The sequence below is a fragment of the Rhizobium sp. 62_C5_N11_2 genome, assembly GCF_051811185.1.
GTDB classification, from domain to species: domain Bacteria; phylum Pseudomonadota; class Alphaproteobacteria; order Rhizobiales; family Rhizobiaceae; genus Rhizobium; species Rhizobium leguminosarum.
Map to the genome: position 1 here is coordinate 2,169,214 of NZ_JBPWPW010000001.1, position 24,114 is coordinate 2,193,327.

20 protein-coding genes are annotated in these 24,114 nt (G+C 62.4%); 11 read left to right on the top strand and 9 right to left on the bottom strand.

Annotation, left to right across the window (positions count from 1 at the left end):
• Positions 1 to 62 precede the first annotated feature (62 nt).
• The 4 genes from murI to AB8B31_RS11015 all read right to left on the bottom strand — a co-directional run bounded on the left by murI (position 63) and on the right by AB8B31_RS11015 (position 4,367).
• The gene (gene murI / locus AB8B31_RS11000; RefSeq protein ID WP_018242211.1) at positions 63 to 866 is read right to left on the bottom strand and encodes a glutamate racemase; all 804 of its coding nucleotides are present in this window, start codon (positions 864 to 866) and stop codon (positions 63 to 65) included.
• Entirely contained in the window at positions 847 to 1,677 is an 831-nt protein-coding gene (locus AB8B31_RS11005) for an RNA methyltransferase (protein ID WP_018242212.1), read from the bottom strand. Before AB8B31_RS11005 ends, murI begins: the two co-directional genes overlap by 20 nt.
• Before the next feature lie 4 nt (positions 1,678 to 1,681).
• Positions 1,682 to 3,715 (bottom strand): FUSC family protein, encoded by a 2,034-nt coding sequence (locus AB8B31_RS11010; RefSeq protein ID WP_028733792.1) that lies wholly within the window; start codon positions 3,713 to 3,715, stop codon positions 1,682 to 1,684.
• Between the two features lie 103 nt (positions 3,716 to 3,818).
• Positions 3,819 to 4,367 (bottom strand): hypothetical protein, encoded by a 549-nt coding sequence (locus AB8B31_RS11015; protein WP_026230492.1) that lies wholly within the window; start codon positions 4,365 to 4,367, stop codon positions 3,819 to 3,821.
• 186 nt (positions 4,368 to 4,553) lie between these two features.
• Here AB8B31_RS11015 and AB8B31_RS11020 point away from each other — a divergent pair, with 186 nt between their 5' ends.
• From AB8B31_RS11020 to AB8B31_RS11030, 3 genes are all read left to right on the top strand, one after another.
• Positions 4,554 to 5,765 carry an NADP-dependent isocitrate dehydrogenase gene (locus AB8B31_RS11020; RefSeq protein WP_018242215.1) on the top strand — a complete coding sequence of 404 codons (1,212 nt, stop codon included), beginning with the start codon at positions 4,554 to 4,556 and terminating at the stop codon, positions 5,763 to 5,765.
• Between the two features lie 71 nt (positions 5,766 to 5,836).
• Positions 5,837 to 6,283 carry a GNAT family N-acetyltransferase gene (locus AB8B31_RS11025; RefSeq protein ID WP_018242216.1) on the top strand — a complete coding sequence of 149 codons (447 nt, stop codon included), beginning with the start codon at positions 5,837 to 5,839 and terminating at the stop codon, positions 6,281 to 6,283.
• An 87-nt stretch (positions 6,284 to 6,370) separates the two neighbouring features.
• Entirely contained in the window at positions 6,371 to 6,997 is a 627-nt protein-coding gene (locus AB8B31_RS11030; protein WP_018242217.1) for a glutathione S-transferase family protein, read from the top strand.
• A gap of 57 nt (positions 6,998 to 7,054) precedes the next feature.
• Here AB8B31_RS11030 and AB8B31_RS11035 read toward each other — a convergent pair whose 3' ends face one another.
• Positions 7,055 to 7,906 carry an AraC family transcriptional regulator gene (locus tag AB8B31_RS11035; protein WP_028732997.1) on the bottom strand — a complete coding sequence of 284 codons (852 nt, stop codon included), beginning with the start codon at positions 7,904 to 7,906 and terminating at the stop codon, positions 7,055 to 7,057.
• A gap of 128 nt (positions 7,907 to 8,034) precedes the next feature.
• On the opposite strand from AB8B31_RS11035, the gene AB8B31_RS11040 reads away from it, so the two are divergent.
• On the top strand, positions 8,035 to 8,667 hold the full coding sequence (locus AB8B31_RS11040) for a LysE family translocator (protein ID WP_032998438.1): 633 nt from the start codon (positions 8,035 to 8,037) through the stop codon (positions 8,665 to 8,667).
• Between the two features lie 94 nt (positions 8,668 to 8,761).
• Here the strand turns inward: AB8B31_RS11040 and alaS are convergent, their stop codons facing one another.
• Together alaS and recA are read right to left on the bottom strand one after the other, a co-directional pair.
• Positions 8,762 to 11,416, bottom strand: a complete 2,655-nt coding sequence (gene alaS, locus AB8B31_RS11045; RefSeq protein ID WP_028732999.1) for an alanine--tRNA ligase — start codon at positions 11,414 to 11,416, stop codon at positions 8,762 to 8,764.
• 154 nt (positions 11,417 to 11,570) lie between these two features.
• Positions 11,571 to 12,665, bottom strand: coding sequence for a recombinase RecA (gene recA, locus AB8B31_RS11050; RefSeq protein ID WP_003540131.1), 1,095 nt, complete (start codon positions 12,663 to 12,665; stop codon positions 11,571 to 11,573).
• 229 nt (positions 12,666 to 12,894) lie between these two features.
• Here recA and AB8B31_RS11055 point away from each other — a divergent pair, with 229 nt between their 5' ends.
• Both AB8B31_RS11055 and AB8B31_RS11060 read left to right on the top strand, forming a co-directional pair.
• On the top strand, positions 12,895 to 13,839 hold the full coding sequence (locus AB8B31_RS11055; RefSeq protein ID WP_028733000.1) for a carbohydrate kinase family protein: 945 nt from the start codon (positions 12,895 to 12,897) through the stop codon (positions 13,837 to 13,839).
• 88 nt (positions 13,840 to 13,927) lie between these two features.
• Positions 13,928 to 14,854 (top strand): pseudouridine-5'-phosphate glycosidase, encoded by a 927-nt coding sequence (locus AB8B31_RS11060; RefSeq protein ID WP_018445184.1) that lies wholly within the window; start codon positions 13,928 to 13,930, stop codon positions 14,852 to 14,854.
• A 262-nt stretch (positions 14,855 to 15,116) separates the two neighbouring features.
• Here the strand turns inward: AB8B31_RS11060 and cckA are convergent, their stop codons facing one another.
• On the bottom strand, positions 15,117 to 17,720 hold the full coding sequence (gene cckA / locus AB8B31_RS11065; protein ID WP_018445183.1) for a cell cycle histidine kinase CckA: 2,604 nt from the start codon (positions 17,718 to 17,720) through the stop codon (positions 15,117 to 15,119).
• A 299-nt stretch (positions 17,721 to 18,019) separates the two neighbouring features.
• Here cckA and AB8B31_RS11070 point away from each other — a divergent pair, with 299 nt between their 5' ends.
• Entirely contained in the window at positions 18,020 to 19,078 is a 1,059-nt protein-coding gene (locus AB8B31_RS11070; RefSeq protein WP_028733001.1) for a flagellar biosynthetic protein FliO, read from the top strand.
• 418 nt (positions 19,079 to 19,496) lie between these two features.
• Entirely contained in the window at positions 19,497 to 20,132 is a 636-nt protein-coding gene (locus AB8B31_RS11075; protein WP_018445181.1) for a DUF1062 domain-containing protein, read from the top strand.
• Positions 20,133 to 20,270: 138 nt separating this feature from the next.
• Here AB8B31_RS11075 and dksA read toward each other — a convergent pair whose 3' ends face one another.
• On the bottom strand, positions 20,271 to 20,690 hold the full coding sequence (gene dksA, locus AB8B31_RS11080) for an RNA polymerase-binding protein DksA (protein ID WP_017964517.1): 420 nt from the start codon (positions 20,688 to 20,690) through the stop codon (positions 20,271 to 20,273).
• A gap of 276 nt (positions 20,691 to 20,966) precedes the next feature.
• Here dksA and AB8B31_RS11085 point away from each other — a divergent pair, with 276 nt between their 5' ends.
• From AB8B31_RS11085 to AB8B31_RS11095, 3 genes are all read left to right on the top strand, one after another.
• Positions 20,967 to 21,461, top strand: coding sequence for a SixA phosphatase family protein (locus AB8B31_RS11085; RefSeq protein WP_018445180.1), 495 nt, complete (start codon positions 20,967 to 20,969; stop codon positions 21,459 to 21,461).
• Between the two features lie 76 nt (positions 21,462 to 21,537).
• Positions 21,538 to 23,013 carry a YcjX family protein gene (locus AB8B31_RS11090; RefSeq protein ID WP_018445179.1) on the top strand — a complete coding sequence of 492 codons (1,476 nt, stop codon included), beginning with the start codon at positions 21,538 to 21,540 and terminating at the stop codon, positions 23,011 to 23,013.
• A complete protein-coding gene (locus AB8B31_RS11095; RefSeq protein WP_028733002.1) occupies positions 23,010 to 24,089 on the top strand; it encodes a YcjF family protein in 1,080 nt (359 codons plus the stop codon). Before AB8B31_RS11090 ends, AB8B31_RS11095 begins: the two co-directional genes overlap by 4 nt.
• Positions 24,090 to 24,114 lie beyond the last annotated feature (25 nt).

Consider the following 24,114-nt stretch of genomic DNA (forward strand, 5'->3'; position numbering starts at 1 on the left):
CGCCCGCGATTCCCCGCGGAGATCTTGCGCGATGAGATCAGTGAAATAAAGCGTGCAGTGCCTTATCGCGTGCTGAGGCCAAAACCCTGCATCAGTCGGCGCGTCGCAAAGTCGGGATTGCCGGATGTAAAGGCGGCAAAGTCGAAATTATCGGGGTGAACGGCATCGGCGATCTGCGGAACGAGTGTGCGCGCCCGCCGGGCAATGGCTTCTGCCGGATCCAGCCAGTCCACCGGCCAAGGCGCCAGTCTGCGGAATAGATTGGCCATGAAGGGATAGTGCGTGCAGGCAAGCACGACGATATCGGTCCTCTGACTGTCCTTCTCGACGAAGCATTGGTGGATTTCGGCAAGCACGGCGTCGTCGGAGACGGCGTCACCGCGTATATAGGCCTCTGCCATGCGCGCAAGGTTCTCCGAGCCGACGAGGCGGACATGGCATTGCTGGGCGAAGGACTGGATGAGATCGCGTGTATAGGCCCGCTTGACCGTACCCGGCGTCGCGAGCACCGAGACCAGGCCGGAGCGCGTGCGCTCCGCCGCCGGCTTGATCGCCGGCACGGTGCCGACGAAGGTCATCTGAGGAAAGGCGGCGCGGAGATCGGCGCCAACCAGCGTGAAGGCGGTGTTGCAGGCGATGATGCAGACCTCGGGATCGTGTTGTTCGAGCAGCCGGCCGAAAAGCCCGATGATCCGTTCCTTCAGCGCCTGCTCCTCCCAGCCGCCATAGGGAAAGCCGGCGTCGTCGGCGACATAGATGAAGCCGCGTTCCGGCATCAGCACGCGCGCTTCGCGCAAGACGGTCAGACCGCCGATGCCGGAATCGAAGACGAGGACGGGTTTCAGCTCATGCGTCGGCGCTGTCATCTGGCGGTGTTTCCTTGGTCGCGGTCGGGAACCTGCCGCCGCGCGGGCTCTTGCGCGAGAAGCGGTCGAGAGAGGAGATGACGCCGCGCAACACGCTGATTTCCTGCTCCGTGAAGGCCCGGCGGGATAGAACAGCGCGCAGATTGTCGACCATTTTCGGCTTTTTCCCGGCAGGATGGAAATAACCGCGCGCATCGAGCGCCTCTTCCAGCTGATCGAACAGGCCGAACAGCTGGTCCTTGGTCGAAGGCGTCTGCCCCATCGCCTGAAAAGGCACGGCGCCGAGATCCTCCATGCCGGATTTCATCCATTCATAGGACATCAGCAGCACCGCCTGGGCGATGTTCAGCGAGGCAAAGGCCGGATTGACCGGAAAGGTGACGATCTCGTCGGCAAGCGCCACCTCCTCGTTGGTCAGCCCCCAACGCTCACGCCCGAAGAGGATGCCGGTGCCCTCACCGGCGCGGAACCTCGCCCGGAGCGTCTCGGCGGCGATGACGGGAGAGCGCACCGGCTTATAGCCGTCGCGCTCGCGCGCGGTCGTCGCATAGACAAAATTAAGATCGGCGACCGCCTGTTCCAGCGTGTCGTAGACCTTGGTCGCCTCGATGACGTGATCGGCCTTGGAGGCAGTCGCCAGGGCTTTCTCGTTCGGCCAGCCGTCGCGTGGATTGACGAGGCGCAGTTCAGCAAGGCCGAAATTCGCCATGGCGCGCGCCACCATGCCGATATTCTCGCCCATCTGCGGCTCGACCAGGATGATGGCCGGGCCTTCGGCCAGAAGTTGACGCTCGCTGTTCGTGCCTGCCATGGTCCTATCCCTGTTTCGAGCGCGCAATAGCCTCGCCTGCTGCAAACGGCAAGACGTCTGCGTCAGGATAAAGCCTTTCCAGCGCCGAACCGATCATTTCGAGCCCGAGTCTCGCGCCCTCGCGCGACAGCGGCAGGTGCCGGCCTGTTGTCCGCGATGCCTTGCGCTGAATGAGGAAACAGGTCGAGCCGCGCGGCGCTGCATTGTCGATCAGCGCCAGATCCGCCGCGATCAGCGTCTTCAGATTGGCGTCGGCGGCCGGCGCGTCATAACTCTTCGCCAGGATACGCGCCCAATAGGTGCAAGAGAGGAAGATCGCCAGCGTCTGGCGGATCTGGCCTGGGCGCGTCACCACCGACCAGGACGAGCCAAGCGGGCGCGCCGCCACCGTTACGTCGCGGTAGCAGGCATCGATCGTCTGCGACAGCGCCATCAACTCGAAACCGCTTTTGCCCTCGCCGATCCCGGCAAGCAGGTCGCGCAGCGCCTGGAACCAGTGCGCGAGTGCAGTATCGAGCGCGCCGCGCGTGCGCGTGGGGAAAACGACGAAGGCGACCGCCGTTCCGGCCGCCGCCCCGATCATGGTCTCCCCGATGCGCAGCTTCAACAGATCGAGCGTCAGCACGCCGGTCATCCCGTAGACCAGGCAGAGCACGATCGAGATGAAGAAGGTCATCGTCGCATAGGAAACTTGCAGGAAATAGAAGGCGAGGAAGATGCAGATGGCGGCGACCGGAATGGCGATATCAGGCTCGCCCGAAATCATCGTTGCCAGCACGAGGCCGATGGCGATGCCGAATACCGTGCCGAGTGAGCGCGATAGGGCCCTCATCGCCGTATCGCCGCGCGAATTGGTATTGGTGAATACGAGGAAGGAGGCGAGCACCGCCCAGAACCAGCGCTCGCGCGACAGCAGCAGACCGAAACCCATGGCGATCGCCGAGGCGAGCGTGATCTGTAGCGCCAAGCGCAGCAGCGGATTGGCGAACGAAAAGTCGATAGGCTGAGGTTGCGCCGTATCCATGACGGCGTCAATGCCGGAGAAACCGGAGGCCTGCCCCTCGCCGATCGCCTGCGTCAGTTCCTGCCGGGCCTTACCGAGCCAGAGAAGCGCACGCACGGTCTCGCCCTGCGGCTGGTCCTTGATGGTTTCGGCCATTTCCTCATATCTTCCAAGTTCCACCGCATCCGCCTCGATCACGGCATGCACCAGCGCAAAGGGCGGCGGACTCTGGAAGCTCAGCACGATCGCGCTCTCGGCAGCAAGATGCGCATCGAAGAGCCGGATCGCCAGCTCTGCGGCGGGATCAGCGGTGGCATCGAAAACCCCGCCGGGCGGGCGCGGAATAAAGGTCTCCGCCATCAGCACCACTTCCTTCAGCCGGTCTTCCAGCTGGCGCAGCTCCTGCCGGTCGGCTTCGCCGATCTCAGCGCCGCCGGCAAGGGCGGCGAGCTTGAAGAGGACCTGGTTGATCCGGCCGCGCACGCTTTCGAGCGAGCGCAGCAGGTCCCGTCGCCAGTCGTCCGGCAGCAGCACTGCTCTCACCAGATGGCCGACGAGCACCGAGACGACGGGGCCGATCGCCACATCAGGCAGCTCGGCAAGGGAAGGCCGGAAATAAGACCCCATGAAATAAGAGGTGAAGGCGAACATGCCGATCGCAAAACCGCGCGGCCCGAACACGCGGCCCGCCGATGCGAGCGCGATCACCACCAGGAAGACGAGATCGGAGAGAAAACGCTGATCTTCGAGGCCCGCCGCGATGGCGACGACACCAAGGCTTGCGACGCAACCGAAGAGCCGCGTCACCAGCTGGCGCGTATTGCCCTTGTCGCGAACCGCCACCCCGCCCTCGATCGACAGCACGATGCCAAGACCGAAGGCGGCCGTCGGCAACGGCAGAATGAACATCTGGATGGCGAGCAGGACTAAAAACGAGAAAACGATCGTCAGCGTTACACGCGAGGCCATGCGCAGACGCGAAAGCGCCGGATCGTTGGCAAGCAGCCAGTCGCGGAACTGAAAACCGGAAAACAAATGCGAGAGCCCCTCATGCCGCCCAGGGATCAACAGATACCGCCGCAACAGCGGAAATCAAACTGCCCGAAATCGAATCTCGATGCTCTCGAATGTCGCGCGCCTATTGGCCCTTGGCAATCAGCGCCATGGTCGTCTTCAGGGAATCGCGCGCCTGCGTTTCGATATTCTCCGTGACGATATCGTCGATGACGGGCTTACCACCTTCCTCGACCACTTCGAAACGAACGGTCGTATAGTCCTTGGCATCGGGCGCATCCGAGCAGGCGGATTTCCTGAAGCGCACCGTCACCTCGGCCACGCCGTCGACCACAGGCGCTGCCGCCATCGTCAGATCCTCCAGCGGGCACGCATCCTGGCCGTTGACGATGACATCGTAGTCGAAGGGCGATATGCCGTCGTCGTCGATGGCGGGAAACTGCGCCGCCGCCTGGTATTTCGCGACGAAATCGCGGCTGTAGAGATGGTCGAGCCGGCCCGCATCGAAGATGTCGGTCCAGTCGCTGTTGTTGTCGGCCCAGTTGCTCCTTGTCGCCTCCATGATCTCCTTCACGGGAGCGGTAATGTCGGCGGCATCACCGATGCCGCCGACAGCGTGGCTGATGCCTGAAAAGGCCATAAGGCTTGCGATAACAACGGCGATTGTCTTCATGGTCGAATGTCCGGAGCGGCAGATCGCGGCGGACACTAGCTAAATTTCAGCGCTTGGCAATGGCGGCAAAAACGCATTGTCGAACCCCTTGCAGCTTTGCGTTCCCGGTTCACAATGCTATAGCGCTCCGGATCATATCACCCACCCGGGACCCCGTCCCCATTCAAGCTCGAACGAGGCAGATACATGAACAAGATCAAGGTCGCCAATCCCGTCGCCGATCTCGACGGCGATGAAATGACGCGCATCATCTGGCAGCTCATCAAGGATAAGCTGATCCATCCGTATCTTGACCTCGACATCGACTATTTCGACCTCTCCGTCGAAAACCGCGACGCCACCAACGACCAGGTCACCGTCGATGCCGCCAACGCCATCAAGAAGTACGGCGTCGGCATAAAGTGCGCGACGATCACGCCGGATGAAGCTCGCGTCAAGGAATTCAACCTCAAGGAAATGTGGAAGAGCCCGAACGGCACGATCCGCAACATTCTCGGCGGCGTCATCTTCCGCGAGCCGATCATCTGCAAGAACGTGCCGCGCCTGGTTCCCGGCTGGACCAAGCCGATCGTCGTCGGCCGCCACGCCTTCGGCGACCAGTACCGCGCCACCGATTTCAAGTTCCCCGGCAAGGGCAAGCTGACGATCAAGTTCGTCGGCGAGGACGGCACCGTCATCGAGAAGGAAGTCTTCAACGCACCGGGCGCCGGCGTCGCCATGGCCATGTACAACCTCGACGAATCGATCCGCGAATTCGCCCGCGCCTCGATGATGTACGGCCTGATGCGCAAGTGGCCGGTCTATCTGTCGACCAAGAACACCATCCTCAAGGCCTATGACGGCCGCTTCAAGGACATCTTCGAGGAAGTCTACGAGACCGAATTCAAGGATCAGTTCAAGGAAGCCGGCATCACCTACGAACACCGCCTGATCGACGACATGGTCGCTTCGGCGCTCAAGTGGTCCGGCGGGTACGTCTGGGCCTGCAAGAACTACGACGGCGACGTCCAGTCCGACACGGTCGCCCAGGGCTTCGGCTCGCTCGGCCTGATGACCTCGGTTCTGCTGACGCCCGACGGCAAGACGGTCGAAGCCGAAGCCGCTCACGGCACGGTCACCCGTCACTACCGCCAGCATCAGAAGGGCCAGGAAACCTCGACGAACTCGATCGCCTCGATCTTCGCCTGGACCCGCGGCCTGGCGCACCGCGCCAAGCTCGACGACAATGCCGAGCTCGCCCGCTTCGCCTCGACGCTCGAAAAAGTCTGCGTCGACACTGTCGAATCCGGTTTCATGACCAAGGACCTGGCGCTGCTGATCGGCCCCGACCAGCCGTGGCTCTCGACCACCGCCTTCCTCGACAAGATCGACCAGAACCTGCAGAAGGCCATGGCGTAAGCCGGCCTTTCCAAGATAACATCGAAGCGGCGGGGATTTCCCCGCCGTTTTCATTTTGGGAGAATGAACCGATGACGGTCATCCTGCGGCCGCTTGAAGCCTCGGACCGCGCCGCTTGGGAGCCCCTGTGGGAGGCCTATCAGCGCTTCTACGAAGTGGTCATCCCGCCTGAAACCACGGACCTCACCTGGACTCGCTTCCACGATCCTGAAGAACCGATGCACGCGCTCGGTGCCTTTGACGACGATGGCCGTCTCGTCGGTATCGTCCATGCCATCTTTCACCGTTCCTGCTGGCTGCCGCAATGGACCTGCTATCTGCAGGATCTCTATGTCGATAACAGCCAGCGCGGGCTCGGCACCGGTGCCGCTTTGATCGAGGCCGTCGCCGACCTCGCCCGCGCAAACGGCGCAGGCAGGCTCTATTGGATGACGCACGAAACGAATGCAACGGCGCGGCGGCTCTACGACAGGATCGCTGAGCGCTCGGGTTTTATCCAGTACCGCAAGGCGCTTTAAGGCCTGGGGTTGCACAAAGGCCCGGCCGCACTATTGATTCCGGGGAACGGCAAGGCCGTAGAATAACGGGAACACGAGGAGGATGTCATGACTGAAGAACTGGTATTCTATACGAACCCCATGTCGCGCGGCCGCATCGCGCGCTGGATGCTGGAGGAGATCGGCCAACCCTACCGCACCGAATACCTGACCTTCGGCGAAACCATGAAGGCGCCCGAATATCTCGCAGTCAATCCGATGGGCAAGGTGCCGGCGATCCGCCACGGCGATACTATCGTCACCGAATGCGCGGCGATCTGCGCCTATCTCGCCGAAACCTTTCCTGAGAAGGCGCTGGCGCCGAGGCCGGACGAGCGCGCCCGCTATTATCGCTGGATGTTCTTTGCCGCCGGTCCTCTCGAATCGGCGGTGACGATGAAGGCTCTCGGCTTCGAAATTCCGAAGGAACGCCTGCGCATGGCCGGCTGCGGCGGTTTCGGCGACGTCATGAACACACTCGAGAAAGCCGTCTCCGCTTCGACCTATGTCGCCGGCGAGCGCTTCACCGCCGCCGACGTATATGTCGGCTCCCATATCGGCTGGGGCCTCGGATTCGGCGGCATCGAAAGACGCCAGGCCTTCCTCGACTATGTCGGCCGCATCAGCGAGCGTGAGGCCTACAAGCGGGCCAACGCCCTTGATGACGAAGCCATCAAGACCATGCAGGCCGCCTGAGCGTGGTCTTTTGAGCATCTTGGGGGCGCGGCTGATCCGCCGGGTCCCCCCACGGCCTTAGACGAGCGGCATGTGAATATCCGTCAGAAGCTCGTTCGGCGGCACGTCGCGGGGATTGTTGAGATACTCCTCGAACATGACCCTGTCCTTCAACTGCCGGCCGGATTTCGGCAGCCATTCGGCAAACAGCCACTGATAGGACTTGGGCATATTGGCATAGGGACCCTTATGGCGTAGCACCGCATAATCGCCACCGTCGATCACGCGCCGCTCGAACGGCGCATCGGCCGGCACGTCGGAAGCGCCGGTGACGCAGGCGATCGAGCGCAGCTTTTCCTCCGGCACAAGATCGGGATCGTCGAGATAGACGCCAATCATCCGCATGTCGAGCTTGGCGAGGCCGCGGGCGTAAAGCGTGCCGAACAGCATCTCGAAGGCCTTGTCGATCTGCATGTAGGAGCCGGTATGGCCAACGCCGATCAGCTCGATCGGCGCGATCTCGCGTATGGTAACGTCTAACATGACATTGGTCTTTCCGTTAGGTGAGGGCTCATAGGCTGTGTGGCTTCCCTCTTTCCGGTAGCGGGCCGGCGGCATGCCGTAGACCGACTTGAAAATACGATTGAAGGATTGGAGATTGGGATAGCCTGATCGCTTTGCAATTTCACTGACGGCAAGTTCCGTGCGGACGATCTCGCCCGCCGCGTGATGCAGCCTGAGCCGCTTGACGGTTGCCGCCAGCGTCTCGCCGTAGATCGCCCGGTAGATCCTGTGCCAGTGATAGCTCGACATGCAGGCGATTTCGGCAAGGCGCTCCATATCCAGCTCCTCATCCAAGTGGTCGTGAATATAGGCCGAAACCCGTCTCAGACGGTTTTCATAAAGTGCCCATGCCGTTTCGCCATTCATGTCGGAACCTCGTGTAAATCGATCGGCTTGAGAGAACCATAACCCGATTTGACAAATCCTGCGGACTTGAACCTTCGGCGAATCCTGCGTAGACCGGAATTCCGGCTCGAACCCAAAAGGAATGATAGATGCCGGATTTTTCAACATTAATGCTCTTTGCCGCCGCAGCGCTGGTGCTGACAGCCACGCCCGGCCCCGACATGCTGCTGATCGCCTCCCGCAGTATCGGCCAGGGACGCGCTGCCGGTTTCCTGACCTATGCCGGCATCGCGCTCGGCACCTATTGCCACGCCCTTGCCGCAGCATTCGGGCTGTCACAGCTCTTCATGACCGTGCCTGCCGCCTATGAAACAGTGCGCTGGGCAGGCTGTTGCTATCTTCTCTATCTCGCCTACAAGACGGTCCGCTCGGAAGGCGCCGCCTTTCAGCCGGCATCGACGCTGAAGCGGCTGTCTGGCCGGCATATCTTCTTTGCAGGCCTTGCCACCAATCTGCTCAATCCGAAGATGGCGCTCTTCGTCATGGCGCTCTTTCCGCAATTCGTGAATGCGTCGGCCGGATCGCTGACGATGCAGATGCTGATACTTGCAAGCGTCCTGAACGGTATCGGCCTCGTCGTGAATGGCGCCGTGATTTTCCTCGGAAGCACGATCCGTTCGAGACTTCAATCGGCGAGCCGTTTCCCGAAGTTGCCGCAATATATCCTGGCAACGGTCTTCACCGGGCTCGCCTGTCGCCTTGCGCTGCAGCCGCGAAACTGAACATCGACTGACCACCGTCGTTGAAAACAAAACCGGCTGCGAAATCCGTGATCTCGCAGCCGGTTTGAATTTCAAACTGTTGTCAGGCGGCAGTTCAGCCGGCAAGTGCCACGGCAACCGCCTCGATCGCTTCATCGGCTTTCGATCCGTCGGGGCCGCCGGCCTGCGCCATGTCGGGGCGGCCGCCGCCGCCCTTGCCGCCGAGGGCGGCAGATGCGATGCGGACGAGATCGACGGCGCTGTAGCGCTGCACGAGATCCGGTGTCACCGCCACGACAGCACTTGCCTTGCCGTCGTCGGACACGCCGACGAGAGCAACGACGCCGGAGCCGATGCTGGTCTTGCCGTCATCGGCAAGCCCCTTCAAATCCTTGGGATCGACGCCCGAAATCGCCTTGCCGAGGAACTTGACGCCGGCCACTTCGCGCACGGCATCGACAGAGCCGCCCTGCCCGCCGCCCATGGCGAGTTTGCGCTTGGCGTCAGCCAGTTCCTTTTCGAGCTTGCGGCGCTCGTCCATCAGCGCCTCGACACGTGACAGAACTTCGCCCGGCTGCACCTTCAGCGAGGCTGCAAGCGTCTTCACACGCTCGTCCTGTTCGGCCAGATATTCGCGCGCCGATTCGCCGGTGACGGCCTCGATACGACGAACGCCGGCGCCGACGGCGCTTTCACCGAGAACGCGGATCAGGCCGATCTGACCAGTGGCCCCGACATGCGTGCCGCCGCAGAGTTCGATCGAATAAGGCTTGCCGGCCTTGGCGCCACGCACGCCCTCGCCCATCGCCACGACGCGGACTTCATCGCCGTATTTCTCGCCGAACAGCGCCATCGCGCCTTCGGCGATCGCATCGTCGACGCTCATCAGCCTCGTGGTAACCGGCGAATTCTGCAGCACGATCTCGTTCGCCATATCCTCGACGATCTTCAGCTCCTCGGCCGACATCGGCTTCGGATGCGAGACGTCGAAACGCAGGCGCTCGGGCGCGACCAGCGAACCCTTCTGCGCCACATGGGTGCCGAGCACCTCGCGCAAAGCCTCGTGCAACAGGTGGGTCGCAGAGTGGTTGGCGCGCAGCCGCGAACGGCGGGCATGATCGACCGTCAGCACGACCGCATCGCCGTCCTTGACCACGCCGTCGATGACAATACCCTGATGCACGAACAGGCCTTCGCCTCTCTTCTGCGTATCTGAAATCTCGATCTTGGCGTGGTCGGACGAGATCACGCCGGTATCGCCCATCTGGCCGCCGGATTCGCCGTAGAACGGCGTCTGGCTGACGACGATCTGCACCTTGTCGCCGGCCTTGGCCTCGGTCGAAACCGCGCCATCTTTGACGATCGCCTGCACGACGCCTTCGGCCGTTTCGGTGTCGTAGCCCAGGAATTCGGTCGCACCGTGTTTTTCCCTAAGCTCGAACCAGACGGTTTCCGTCGCCTTCTCGCCGGAACCGGCCCAGTGCGAGCGGGCTTCGGCCTTCTGGCGCTGCATCGCATCGGTGAAGCCGGAGATGTCGACGCCGATCTCACGGGCACGCAGTGCATCCTGCGTCAGATCGAGCGGGAAGCCGTAGGTGTCGTAGAGCTTGAAGGCGGTCTCACCATCCAGCATATCGCCCTTGGAAAGATCCGTCGTCGCGTCCGACAGAAGCGACAGGCCGCGTTCCAGCGTCTTGCGGAAGCGGTTTTCCTCCAGTTTCAGCGTTTCCGAGATCAGCGCCTCGGCGCGCACCAGTTCCGGATAGGCACGGCCCATCTGCTGCACCAGCGTCGGCAGCAGCTTGTAGACCAGCGGTTCCTTGGCGCCGAGCAGCTGTGCATGGCGCATGGCGCGGCGCATGATGCGGCGCAGAACATAACCGCGGCCCTCATTCGACGGAAGCACGCCGTCGGCGATCAGGAAGGCCGAGGAGCGCAGGTGGTCGGCGATGACGCGGTGGCTGGCGCTGCCTTCCGCCTTGGCGCCCATCGTCTCCTCGATGGTGCCGATCAGCGTGCGAAAGAGATCGGTGTCGAACACGCTCTGAACGCCCTGCAGAATGCAGGCCATGCGTTCCAGCCCCATGCCGGTATCGATCGACGGGCGGGGCAGCGGGTTGCGAACGCCGGGTTCGGTCTGCTCGAACTGCATGAAGACGAGGTTCCAGAATTCCAGGAACCGGTCGCCATCTTCCTCCGGTGAGCCCGGAGGGCCGCCCCAAACATTCTCACCCTGGTCGATGAAGATTTCCGAGCACGGGCCGCAGGGGCCGGTATCGCCCATCTGCCAGAAATTGTCAGAGGTCGGGATGCGGATGATCTTGTCGTCGGAAAAGCCGGCGATCTTCTTCCACAGCGTCGCAGCTTCTTCATCCTCGGAATAGACGGTCACCAGCAGGCGGTTCTTCGGAAGGTCGAAGCCTTCGGTGACGAGCTTCCAGGCAAGCTCGATCGCATTCTCCTTGAAATAGTCGCCGAAGGAGAAGTTGCCGAGCATCTCGAAGAAGGTCAGGTGGCGTGCAGTATAGCCGACATTGTCGAGGTCGTTGTGCTTGCCGCCGGCGCGCACGCATTTCTGCGAAGTGGTCGCCGTCGAATAGGGACGCTTTTCGAGGCCGGTGAAGACGTTCTTGAATTGCACCATGCCGGCATTGGTGAACATCAGCGTCGGGTCGTTGCGCGGTACGAGCGGGCTCGACGGAACGATCTCATGGCCGTTCTTCTTGAAATAGTCGAGGAAGGTCGACCGGATTTCGTTCACACCGCTCATGCTATGCCCTTCAATGCTGCCGGAGGCAGGTAAATTTAAATTCATCGGCTTTTAACGTTCGCCCCCGCCACTGTCCAGCAGACAAACAAAACCGGCCGCATTCTCATCAGGAATGCGGCCGGTTGGAACTGTCCGATGAGTTTAAGCGCGAAAATTACATTTCCGCAGTGGCATCGCCATCGCCGTCATCCGGGTCCGGTCCGCCATTCTGCAGGAAGCGGTCGGCGATCAGGCCGGCATTCTGGCGCAGCGACAGTTCGATCTCGCGGGCGAGATCCGGATTATCGCGCAGGAAAGTCTTGGCGTTTTCACGGCCCTGGCCGAGACGCTGGCTGTTATAGGAGAACCAGGCACCCGACTTTTCGACGATGCCGGCCTTGACGCCGAGATCGACCAGTTCGCCGGTCTTGGAGACACCCTCGCCATACATGATATCGAACTCGACCTGCTTGAAGGGCGGCGCCATCTTGTTCTTGACGACCTTGACGCGGGTCTGGTTGCCGATCACCTCTTCGCGCTCCTTGACCGCCCCGATGCGGCGGATGTCGAGGCGCACGGAAGCATAGAACTTCAGCGCATTGCCGCCCGTCGTCGTTTCCGGCGAACCGAACATGACGCCGATCTTCATGCGGATCTGGTTGATGAAGATAACCATGGTGTTCGACTTGGAGATCGAAGCGGTGAGCTTGCGCAGCGCCTGGCTCATCAGTCGTGCCTGCAGGCCGGGAAGGCTGTCGCCCATTTCGCCTTCGATTTCGGCGCGCGGCGTCAGTGCGGCGACCGAGTCGACGACGAGAACGTCAACGGCGCCGGAGCGCACCAGCGTATCGGTGATTTCGAGCGCCTGCTCGCCGGTATCGGGCTGCGAGATCAGAAGGTTCTGCAGGTCGACGCCAAGCTTGCGGGCATAGACGGGATCGAGCGCATGTTCGGCATCGACGAAGGCGCAGATGCCGCCCTTCTTCTGCGCTTCGGCAATCGTCTGCAGTGCAAGCGTCGTCTTACCGGAGCTTTCCGGCCCGTAGATCTCGATGATGCGGCCCCTCGGCAGGCCACCAACGCCGAGTGCAATATCGAGGCCAAGCGAGCCGGTCGAGATCGTCTCGATCTCGACAACATTCTCGTTGGAGCCGAGTTTCATGATCGAGCCCTTGCCGAACGACCGCTCTATCTGTGAGAGTGCCGCTTCAAGCGCCTTGCTTTTGTCCACCGATTTGTCCTCTACCAGCCGCAATGAATTCTGAGACATCCGATCCACCTTTAGGTTATTGAAGCCGCTCAAGCAATGTCGAGTTTGTACCCTATTTGTTCCATTCTCGCAATAGGCGATCAAATAGTTGAAAGAAAAAGGTAAAACGACACGTGTTCTGCATTTGTTTTATCAATGAAAAGCAACGACTTAGGCCAAAAGTGCCGACTCGGCCGCGGCAGGGCGCACCGTATCGATTCGTCCTTCGGGCATCGGGAGAGCGGATCGGATGAAGAAAAAGATTCTTGTTCTCGGCGGTGCGCATATCGACCGGCGTGGCCGAATCTCGGGCGGGACGGCGCCTGGCGCCAGCAATCCCGGCACCTGGTTCGAGGAGCCGGGCGGCGGTGGCTTCAATGCGGCGCGCAACCTCGCAAGGCTTGGTTTTCAGGTGACGATGATCTCGCCGCGCGGCGGCGATCCGATGGGCGAGACGGTCGGAGAAGCTGCCGATTTCGCCGGCATCGACGACCGGCCCTTCGTCTTCCTCGACCGCAAGACGCCGAGCTATACGGCGATCATCGAGAAGGACGGCAATCTGGTGATCGCCCTTGCCGACATGGATCTTTACCGCTTCTTCGTGCCGCGGCGTCTCTCCATCCGCTGGGTGCGGGAGGCCTTCGCCGCCCATGATTTCATCCTCTTTGACGCCAACCTGCCGGAAGAGACGATCGCGGCGATCGTCGCAAAGGCGCATTCGCTCGCCAAGCCCGTTGCGGCAATCGCCATCTCGCCGGCCAAGGTCGTCAGGCTGAAACCCTGCATCGGGGATATCGATTACCTGTTCCTGAATGAGGCTGAAGCCGCCGCCCTTGCCGGTGAGCGGCCGGAGGAGGCTGCGGGCTGGCCGCCGTTGCTGAACGATATTGGCATCAGGAACGCCGTCGTCACCCGGGGCCGGCGCGAGCTCGTCGCGCTTTGCGATGGCCGCGCCGTGACGTTGCAGCCGCCGATCGCCGACACTGTCGCCGATGTCACGGGTGCCGGCGATTCTCTTGCGGCCGGCACACTCGCCGCCTTGATATCAGGCTTGCCGCTCGAAGAAGCCGTCCGCCACGGCACCGCGGCCGCGATACTGACCGTGCAGTCGCGGCACGCCGTCAACGAAAATCTGACGCCCGAGCTGCTGAATGGGGCGCTTGCCCTTGTTCCCAAGGTCAGAATTCTGCATTGAAGCGGCTAATTAAATAGTTGAGCATGATGTCGTCCGAAAACCGCTCACACTTTTCGGCATCATGCTCTGTCGATCACAGGACAAGACCATGACCAAGCCCATCTCCCCTCTTTTGCCGATCGCCTATTCGAAGGAAGTCGCCAGCGCCAAGCAGCGCGGCGCGCCTGTGGTGGCGCTGGAATCGACCATCATCACCCACGGCATGCCCTATCCCGGCAATATCGAGATGGCCCGCAGCGTCGAGGCGATCATCCGCGAACAGGGTGCAGTGCCGGCAACGATCGCCGTCATTCACGGCACGCTGCATATCGGTCTTGAAGCCGCGGAACTGGAGCAACTCGCCAAGGCGACCGAAGTGATGAAGGTGTCGCGCGCCGATCTCGCCTTCGCCATCGCCGAGCGCCGCACCGGCGCCACCACGGTCGCGGCGACGATGATCGCGGCGGCGCGCGCCGGCATCCGCGTTTTTGCCACAGGCGGCATCGGCGGCGTGCATCGCGGCGCCGAGGAAAGCTTCGATATATCAGCCGATCTCGAGGAACTGGCGCGCACCGGCGTCATCGTCGTCTGCGCCGGCGCCAAGGCGATCCTCGATATTCCAAAGACGCTGGAAGTGCTGGAAACCCGCGGCGTGCCTGTCGTCACCTATGAGAGCGAGGAATTCCCCGCCTTCTGGTCGCGCTCCTCGGGCATCCGTAGCCCGCTGTCGCTGAACAGCCCGGCCGCCATCGCCAATTTCCAGACGGTGCGCGAGCAGCTCGGCGTCGACGGCGGCATGCTCGTCGCCAATCCGGTGCCTGAGGCCGACGAGATCGCGCGCGAGGAGATGGAAATCTATATCGAGCGGGCACTCGACAGCGCCGAGCGCGACGAAGTGACCGGCAAGGCGGTAACGCCCTATCTTCTGTCGACCATCTTCGACCTGACGGACGGCCAGAGCCTCAAGACCAATATCGCGTTGGTTGAGAATAATGCGCGGCTTGCGGCTGAGATTGCGGTTGCGTTGAGTGAATGAAGGTTGACGGGCTGGCAGGTATCAATTTTTAGCAGAGAGGTGGTGCCGTTCCAGCCCCCCTCTGCCCTGCCGGGCATCTCCCCCACAGGTGGGGAGATTACAAGCGGCAAAACCTTCGCATCGCATCAACGTTTCGCCGAGCTGCATGGATATTTGGTTAGGGAGCCAGTGCACCCAGCCGATCTCCCTCCTTGTGGGGGAGATGCCGGCAGGGCAGAGGGGGATGCGGCACGGCACAGCGTGCCCTCCGACAGCACCTCACTCACCCATCCAGCGTCTCCTTCACCACAACAGCGAGCTGCTTCAGCGAGAAGGGCTTCGGTAGGAAGCCGAATTTCGCCTCCGGCGGCAGGTTGCGGGCAAAAGCATCTTCGGCATAACCTGAGACGAAGATGAACTTCATGTCGGGATAGGTCTTGCGCAGCTCGCGCAACAGCGTCGGACCGTCCATTTCGGGCATCACGACGTCGGAGACGACGATGTCGACCTTGCCGTCGAGTTCTTCCAAGATGCTGAGTGCCTCGACGCCCGAGCCCGCCTCGTGCACGGTGTAGCCCCGCGTTTCCAGCATGCGCTTGCCGCCGCGGCGCACAGCCTCCTCGTCCTCGACGAGAAGGATGACGGCCGATCCCGTCAGGTCCTCCGGCTGCTGCGGCGATACCGGCAGCGGCACCACTTCGGCCCCGGCGATGGCGCCGTCGATCGAGCCCGCTTCGGCGGCCACCGCCGGCTCCGGAATGTGCCGCGGCAGGAAGACGCGGAAGGTTGTGCCCTTGCCGACTTCGGATTCCGGCTGGATGTAGCCGCCCGACTGTTTGACGATGCCGTAGACCATGGCGAGGCCAAGCCCGGTGCCCTTGCCGACATCCTTGGTGGTGAAGAACGGCTCGAAGATCTTGTCCATGATCTCGGGAGCGATACCGGTGCCGTTATCCGCGACTTCGACCAGCACCATGTCCTCGGCCGGCATGTAGGAGTAGTTGAAGGCGGAGACCTCGGCGGCGGTCAGATTGCGGGTGCGCAGTGTCAGCGTGCCACCCTCGGGCATCGCGTCGCGCGCATTGACGCAGAGATTGATCAGCACCTGCTCGAACTGCGAAAGGTCTGTTTTGACAGGCCAGAGGTCGCGGCCATATTGCACGTCGAGTTTGACATTGGTGCCGGAAAGCAGCCGGTCGACCAGCATGCGCAGGTCGCCGACGACATCGGTCAGGTTCAGCACCGAGGGCCGCATCGTCTGCTTGCGCGAGAAGGCGAGCAGCTGGCGCACCAGCACGGCGGCACGGTTGGCGTTGCGCTTGATCTCTATCAGGTCGGCGAAGCTGGCATCGGCGGGCCGCGCCTGCAGCAGCAGATGGTCAGAGGAAAGCAGGATCGCCGTCAGCACGTTGTTGAAATCATGCGCGATGCCGCCGGCGAGCGTTCCCACAGCATTCATCTTCTGCGTCTGCGCCATCTGTGCTTCCAGCGCCTTCTGCTCGGTCACCTCGACAGCGTAGACGATCGCCGCCTCCTCGGGCGCCTCGTCGCTCTGGTCGATGACGGCATTGACATAGAAGCGGAAATAGCGCGCCTCGTCGGTCGGTGTGCGGGTGTCGAGCGGCGCAATGTCGCCCTGCCGGTCCTTGGCCGCCGCCAGCGCCGCGGCGAGCTGTGGCCGATCGCTCTCCTGCACGATGGTTTCAAGATGCGGCGCCTTTTCGAGGTCATCGCGCGAGACGACACCGGAGAACATCTTCAGGAATGGTGCATTGGTGCGCAGGATACGCCCGTCGCCGTCAACCGAGGCGATTGCCATCGGTGTGTTGTTGAAGAAGCGGGTGAAGCGCATGGCAGCGGCCGAAGCGGACTGGCCGCCGGCATCGCTCTTTTCACGCGCCAGCACGATCGTCCGGCTTTCGCCGGGTGCGCCGTCGCGCATCGAGGTAACGCTGTGGATGATCTGCACAGGCAGGCTCTGGCCATTGCTCTTGCGCAGGTCGAGATCGAGCGTCACGGTCTTCTTCAGGCCGGGTTCGGCCTGCACCGACTGAATCAGCGCCAGCCCCTCGCCCGCCACGACGTCGCCGATCGTCATCGAGCCCGGCACGAATTTGGTGAGGTCGAGGCCCAGCCACTCGGCAAGCGTCGCATTCAGGTAGAAGATCTCGCCCTTCCTGCCGGCAGAAAAGAAGCCGGCCGGCGCATGGTCGAGATAGTCGATCGCGTTCTGCAATTCCTTGAAGAAGCGCTCCTGGTCGTCGCGCTCCGTGGTGATGTCGGTGATCTGCCAGATCTGCAGCGGCCTGCCGCCGCTTTCCTCCGGCTGCAGCAGCCGCGCCTTCAGCCGGTACCAGTGGGCGCCGGAGCTGTTGCTGCCAGGCCCGACGGCACGCAGCAGGCGGAACTCCTCGCGGCCCTCCTTGCCCTCGCGCAGACCATTGACCAGCCTGTAAAGCGCCTCGTTGGATTCGCGATGGCGCGACAGCAGCGTTTCCAGCGTCTGCACCTCGGTCGCCTTGCGCGCGCCGGTCAGCGCGCCATAGGCCGCATTGGCATAGATGATCCGACCTTTTTCGTCGGTGATCAGCGTACCGTCGGGATGGCTGTTGAGGAAAGCGCGCGCCAGACTGTCGGACTGGCGCTGCGGCATCACCTCGATGAAGCCGATGACCGAGGATACCAGGAAGAAGATGCCGACCATGGCGAGCACGCCGAGACCGCCAAGCACGACCTCGTTGTCGAGCGACTTTTTGAAGAAGACGAAGGCGCCGGCGGCAGCGATCAGCACGAGCGCCAGCAGAAGAATGCGCAAGACCGTGCCAGAACGCCCCCCACGATCCACAAGCGGTGCGTTATAGTCGTCGGCCTGACGCGGTTTCGTCATATATTCCTCACATAAGCCCTCCCGCTTCGTAGCACGAACACGAAGCAGGAATCAGGCACTCTTTCCTTCTTAGCAATTTGCTGCGTCGGCAAAAACACCGCTAGCCGGCAAGACTGCTTGAATTCACAGGCAACAGCGCCATCTGCCCCAGAAGCCCAGCTGCTGCCCGTGCGCAAGGTCGCCGAGTTCCTCTAGCAGCGGAACACGAAATCGCGTTCACCCGTGACTGGACAGGATCGGCGGCCCTTGCCTAAGGAACGGAAAAGTCGTCAATGTGTGCCGAATGCGAAATGGAGTGAGTGACTATGTTGGATGATGTTGTCGGAGCTTATGGCAGCCGTTTCCTGCTTGCCGCCGGTGGCGTCGGTCTGGCGCTTCTCCTGCTCATCATCGTGCTCTGGGTGATCCGCAGCCGGGCGCCCTCGCCCTTCGTGCGCGGCGGCCGCAACCGGCAGCCCCGGCTGCAAGTGCTGGATGCCGCAGCCGTCGATGCCCGTCGCCGTCTGGTGCTGGTGCGCCGCGACGACGTCGAGCACCTGATCATGATCGGCGGCCCGAGCGATATCGTCATCGAGAGCCGTATCCTCCCCGCAGCGGCCGAACAGCCGGACAGTGCCAGCCGCCCGCAGCCCGTCGAGCAGCGTCCGATATCCGTCGCGCGGCCGGAAACGCCGCCGATCTCGCCACCACGCCCGCCGGTCGCAGCCCGTGTCGAGCCGGCCGCCGAACCCACTTTCTCTGCGCCGGTTTCGCCGGAGCCGCGCCCGCGCCCAGAGCCGTCGGCCCAACCACCGGCCCCGCCTGCCGTGGCACCGCCGGTGGTCACGAGCCCTCTTCCGGCAGAGCCTGTGACAGCTCCGCTGTCGGCCGAACGCGACAATCCTCTGCGTGCCGTCCCGCCCCAGACGCGCCCGCCGGAGCGCCCCGCCGCTCCCCCAGCCGCGCAGCCAGCACCATTTCACGATGCCTCAAGTGCCGCCGAGATCCTCGATGCCGCCCGCCAGCGCGTGCTGCCGCAACAGCGAATCGAACCCGAGGTCTCGGCCCCGTCTGTCCAGGACATGCCGGCGGCCGCACGCGCCGCACCTGCAACGGCCGAAGACGAGCCGGCTGCGCAGCCGGCAGCGGCGATCCGTCATGAATTCCAGCGGGTGCTGGAAGAGGAAATGTCGAACAATCTGACGGCCGAACGCATCGTGCCGGCGCCGGCAAACCAGGCGCCTCGCCAAGCGGTGCCGCAGCCGGGCAACCTGCCACGCCGTGATCCCGAGCTTGCCCCGATCACCGGCGCCGATACCGAGCTGCAGAAGGAAGTCGCCCGCATCTTCGGCGAAATGAGTGTCAATCGCGACAAGTGAAGGCAAACGCGCCTGCCTGACATCGGATTGCCAGAGCCCCCCTTCCTTCATCATCACGTTGCATAAATGCCGCATTGCCCTGGCTTTCAGCACACGAACGGCTTGGGGGCTGCCTTTCATGCCAATCATTTGTTATCCCTAGGGTTGAAGAGCGTTGGCGCACTCGAGGTGGCACTTTGCCTAAGTAAATACCGGTCTCACTCCAGTTTCACCCGTACTGCCGCAGAGCGACACGCTGGCGGCATGCGAACATGTTCATCGGGTGGTGGCGAGAGACCGGTTTGGCATTGTTACAATGTGCCATGTGCAGCTCCGCTGTCTCAGCTCTTCAGCCGCCCACAACATCGCCACACCGCGCCCGCAAGGGGTTTTCTCATGCACCATCTTGGTGGACTTCCGAACGGAAGACCAAGACGGTATGTGCAATACGCTTCAGGTCCGATGGACCATTATTCCCAAGACAGCTCCCCAGCCTTGGATTGCATGCGGTGGATGCGGAGGCCTGAGAGCCTTCCAATCCAGCGGCAAGATCCGGCTCAACGCCAACGGTCGCAAGCTTGATGCTTGGCTTATCTACAAATGCCTGACCTGTGAAAGGCCATGGAACCGGCCAATCATCGAGCGCCGCAATGTTCGCGACATCGACCCTGCAATCCTTGACGCGTTACAATCCAACGATCCGGACTGGATCCGGGCGGAAACCTTCAACCTGGATGCTCTCCGGCACAAGTCGCAACGTGTGGACGAGTTTGCTGAATTTGAAATCGCGAAAGAAATCCAGCGCGAAACTGCACATTGGACGAGTTTGGCAATCGAACTGATAGTCCCGTTTCCAACCAGCATACGGCTTGACCGTCTGCTCGCGTCCGAGTTGAAAGTTTCGCGCTCGCGGCTGCAGGCTCTTCATGATGAAGGCATGGTTCGCACAGATCCTGACCGATCAGACGTCATGCGGCGACGAATCAGGAATGGCACCCTTATCGTGATCGACCTCGCCATGCAGGCCGATCGAGAGCAATCGTGGAAACCTCTGGCATCAGGAGATCGGCTGTAATCACGGAATCTGCGGCCACAACGGCTCGATCCCGGGCCTTTGTGGCTTGTTCCCCAACACGCGAGGACAATGGATAACAAAAAAGCGCCGCGATCTGATCGCGGCGCTTATTCTGCTCTCATGCCTGCATGAAAACTCTCATTCGTCGCGATAGACCTTTTCGCGGCGTTCGTGACGCTCCTGCGCCTCGATCGACAGTGTCGCGATCGGGCGGGCGTCGAGGCGCTTGAGGCCGATCGGCTCGCCAGTTTCCTCGCAATAGCCGTAGGTGCCGTCTTCGATGCGCTGCAGTGCCGCGTCGATCTTCGAAATCAGCTTTCGCTGCCGGTCACGGGCGCGAAGTTCGATCGCCCGGTCTGTTTCCGACGACGCCCGGTCGGCGAGGTCGGGATGGTTTGCGCTTTCCTCGGCCAGATGGTCGAGTGTCTCGCGCGCTTCTCTAAGGATATCATTTCTCCATGCAACCAGCTTCGCCCTGAAGTAGGCACGCTGGTTTACGTTCATGAATTCTTCCTCTTCCGAGGGAACGTAATTGCTAAGATCGATCTTCTCACTCAACGCGATTCTCCTGAAGAACATCTCATCTGGCCGGGTGTATATCCCAAGCGCTAGTCGCGATTCAAGCCAAATACGACAGGTAAACAGATTTTTAAATCTGTCACAGTTTTCGGCTAACAGACTATTTTCTCATCATTATTCCGGCTTGCGTTTTTTGCTTCGCCTTCAAAACGCCGTGTTATCAGCCGCGTTTTGGGCAGCTGGAGCATCGCTGACGGTTGACGCCGGCCGATTGCAACCGCTACTGAAAAAGCCCGCTGGATCCTGGATTTGCCCATGACCGTACCCCTGCCTCCGCCCAACCGCATCTATCTCCTGCGCCATGCCGAGGCCGCCTGGGCCGAACCCGGGCAGCGCGATTTCGACCGGCCGCTGAACGAAAAGGGCTTTGGCGATGCCGAAATCATCGCCGACAAGGCCGCCGACAAGGGCTATCGTCCCGATCTTCTGATCAGTTCGACCGCGCTGCGCTGCCGCGATACCGCCGATGCGGTGTACCGGGCGATGGGCCTCACGCTCGAGGTTCGTTATGTTGACGCGCTCTATAATGCCACGGTCGACACCTATCTCGAGATCATCGATGCGCAGGACGAATCTGCCGTCATGCTGGTCGGCCACAATCCGACCATGGAGCAGGCGCTGGAGGCGCTGATCGGTCACGAGGCGATGGTAAGCGCCCTTCCCGGCGGCTTCCCGACGGCAGGCCTTGCCGTCGTCGATTACGATGCTTCCGCCGCCGTCTGGCGCCTCACCGATTTCGTGGTCGTCTGAAGACTTTCGCGCCGCTTCTTTTGCGGGCGGCGCGCCCTCCCTATATTGCGAGGCAGTCACCAACCGGAATCGCGCCTTGCCGCCACGCCTGACATCTTTTGCCGATGACGCCCGCATCGCCTTCGACAATCTCGCCGATCGGGCGAGCGGCCTCGTCAATCCGACCGTGCGGCTCGGCGTCACCGGCCTCTCCCGCTCCGGCAAGACGGTCTTCATCTCCTCGCTGGTCCACAATCTCTTGAATGGCGGCCGCCTGCCGCTGTTCGAGGCGGTGCAATCCGGTCGCGTCTCAGCGGTGCGGCTGGAACCGCAGCCGGACGATGCCGTGCCGCGCTTTCAATACGAGGACCATATCCGCGCACTGGTGAAGGACCGTATCTGGCCGGATTCGACCCGGGCCATATCCGAACTGCGCATCACGCTGGATTATCAGAGCGCCAGCGGCTGGAACCGGCTTTTTTCGCCCGGCCGCCTGTCGATCGATATCGTCGATTATCCCGGCGAATGGCTGCTCGACCTGCCACTGCTCGGCAAGGATTATCGTACCTTCAGCGAAGAGACGATTGCGCTTGCCGAAACCGGCGTCCGCTCCGAGCTTTCACGCCAATGGCTGGCGCTGACGCGCACCGCCGATATCCATGCCGGCGCCGACGAGATGGTCGCCCGCGATCTCGCCACCTCCTTTGCCGATTATCTCAAGGCCTGCAAGGCCGACGAGCGCTCGCTTTCCACCCTGCCGCCCGGCCGCCTGCTTCTGCCCGGCGATCTCGACGGGTCGCCGGCATTGACCTTCGCGCCGCTAGCGCTGCCGCCGGACGGACGTCCCGGCCGCGGCTCGCTCTGGACGATGATGGAGCGGCGCTACGAGGCCTACAAATCGGTCGTCGTCAAACCTTTCTTCCGCGAACATTTCGCCCGGCTCGACCGCCAGATCGTCCTGGTCGATGCACTGCAGGCGATGAACCGCGGCCCCGAAGCCGTGCAAGATCTGGAACGCGCGCTGACCGATGTGCTCGCCTGTTTCCGCCCTGGCACCAATTCGCTGCTCTCCTCCCTGCTCGGGCGTCGCATCGACCGCGTGCTGGTCGCCGCCACCAAGGCTGACCATCTCCACCATGAAAGCCACGACCGGCTCGATGCCCTGACCCGCCGCCTAGTGGATCGCGCCATCGACCGCATCGGCATGGCAGGCGCCGGAATCGACGTCATGGCGCTTGCCTCCGTGCGCGCCACCCGCGAAGCGACCGTCAAACGTGATGGCCATGAACTGCCGGTCATCGTCGGCACGCCGATGGAGGGCGAAACCATCGCCGGCGAGCGCTTTGACGGCCAGAGAAAGACCGCGATCTTCCCCGGCGACCTGCCTGAGGATCCGGAAAGCCTGTTCGATCGCCTCGCCGCGGGCGACACCGGTCTGCAACTGCCCGATGTCAACGTCGTCAGATTCCGCCCGCCGCAACTCGAGGAAACCGGCGGCGGCATCAAGCTGTCGGTGCCGCATATCCGCCTCGACCGCGCCATGCAGTTCCTGTTCGGAGACCGTCTCGCATGAGCAAGCCCCCGTCCGATCCGCCGCGCCGCGCACCCGCTGCCTTCACCTATGAGGACGAGGCTGCCGAGCTGCGCGACAACGGCCGGCAAGGAGAGCGGCGGCGCAAGCCGGAAAGCTTCTCCGAAAATATCGTTGTCATACCTGACGAGGACGATCCCTTCCTCAATCCAGAGAAGGATCTGAGCGCGGTCCCCGTTGCAACGCCGCTGAGACGTCGAACCTCCTTCGGCAAGATCGCCGCCGGCGCCCTCGGCATCCTGCTGTCGCTCGCCATCGGCCTCTGGACCGATAGCCTGATCCGCGATCTCTTCACCCGCGCCGACTGGCTGGGTTATGCAGCCCTTGCCGTGCTGGCAATCGGCATTCTTGCCGTGCTGGCCCTCGTCATCCGCGAAACATCAGGCATGATGCGCCTTGCCGCCGTCCAGAAGATCAAGGCCGAAGCCGAGGCGGCGATACTCGAGACTCGGCCGGCCAAGGCGCGCGCAGTCGTCGCCCAGCTGACCACGCTGCTGTCGGCAAATCCTGAGACATCGAAGGGTCGCGCGACGCTGAAGGCGACCGAAGGCGAGGTCATCGATCCCCCACATCTGATTGCGCTAGCCGAACGCGAACTGCTCGCTCCCCTCGATCGCAAGGCCAGGGCGCTCATCGTCAACGCCTCCAAGCGTGTCTCGATCGTCACCGCCGTCAGCCCACGCGCCGTCGTCGATCTGCTCTATGTGCTCTACGAGGCGGTACGCCTCATCCGCGCCATGGCCGAGCTGTACGGCGGCCGTCCCGGCACGCTCGGCATGTTCCGCCTGCTCCGTGACGTGCTGGCGCACCTGGCCGTCACCGGCTCGATCGCCGTCGGCGACAGCCTGGTCCAGCAGGTGCTCGGCCATGGGCTTGCCTCGAAGCTCTCGGCCCGACTCGGCGAAGGTGTCATCAACGGCCTGATGACCGCCCGCATCGGAATCGCGGCGATGGATCTCTGCCGCCCGCTTGCCTTCCACGCCCTGAAGCGGCCGGGAATCGGTGATTTCATCGGCGATCTCACCCCCTCCATGTCGCCTCGCGGCAACAATCCTTGAACGAAGCAGCGATTCCGCAGCTTTC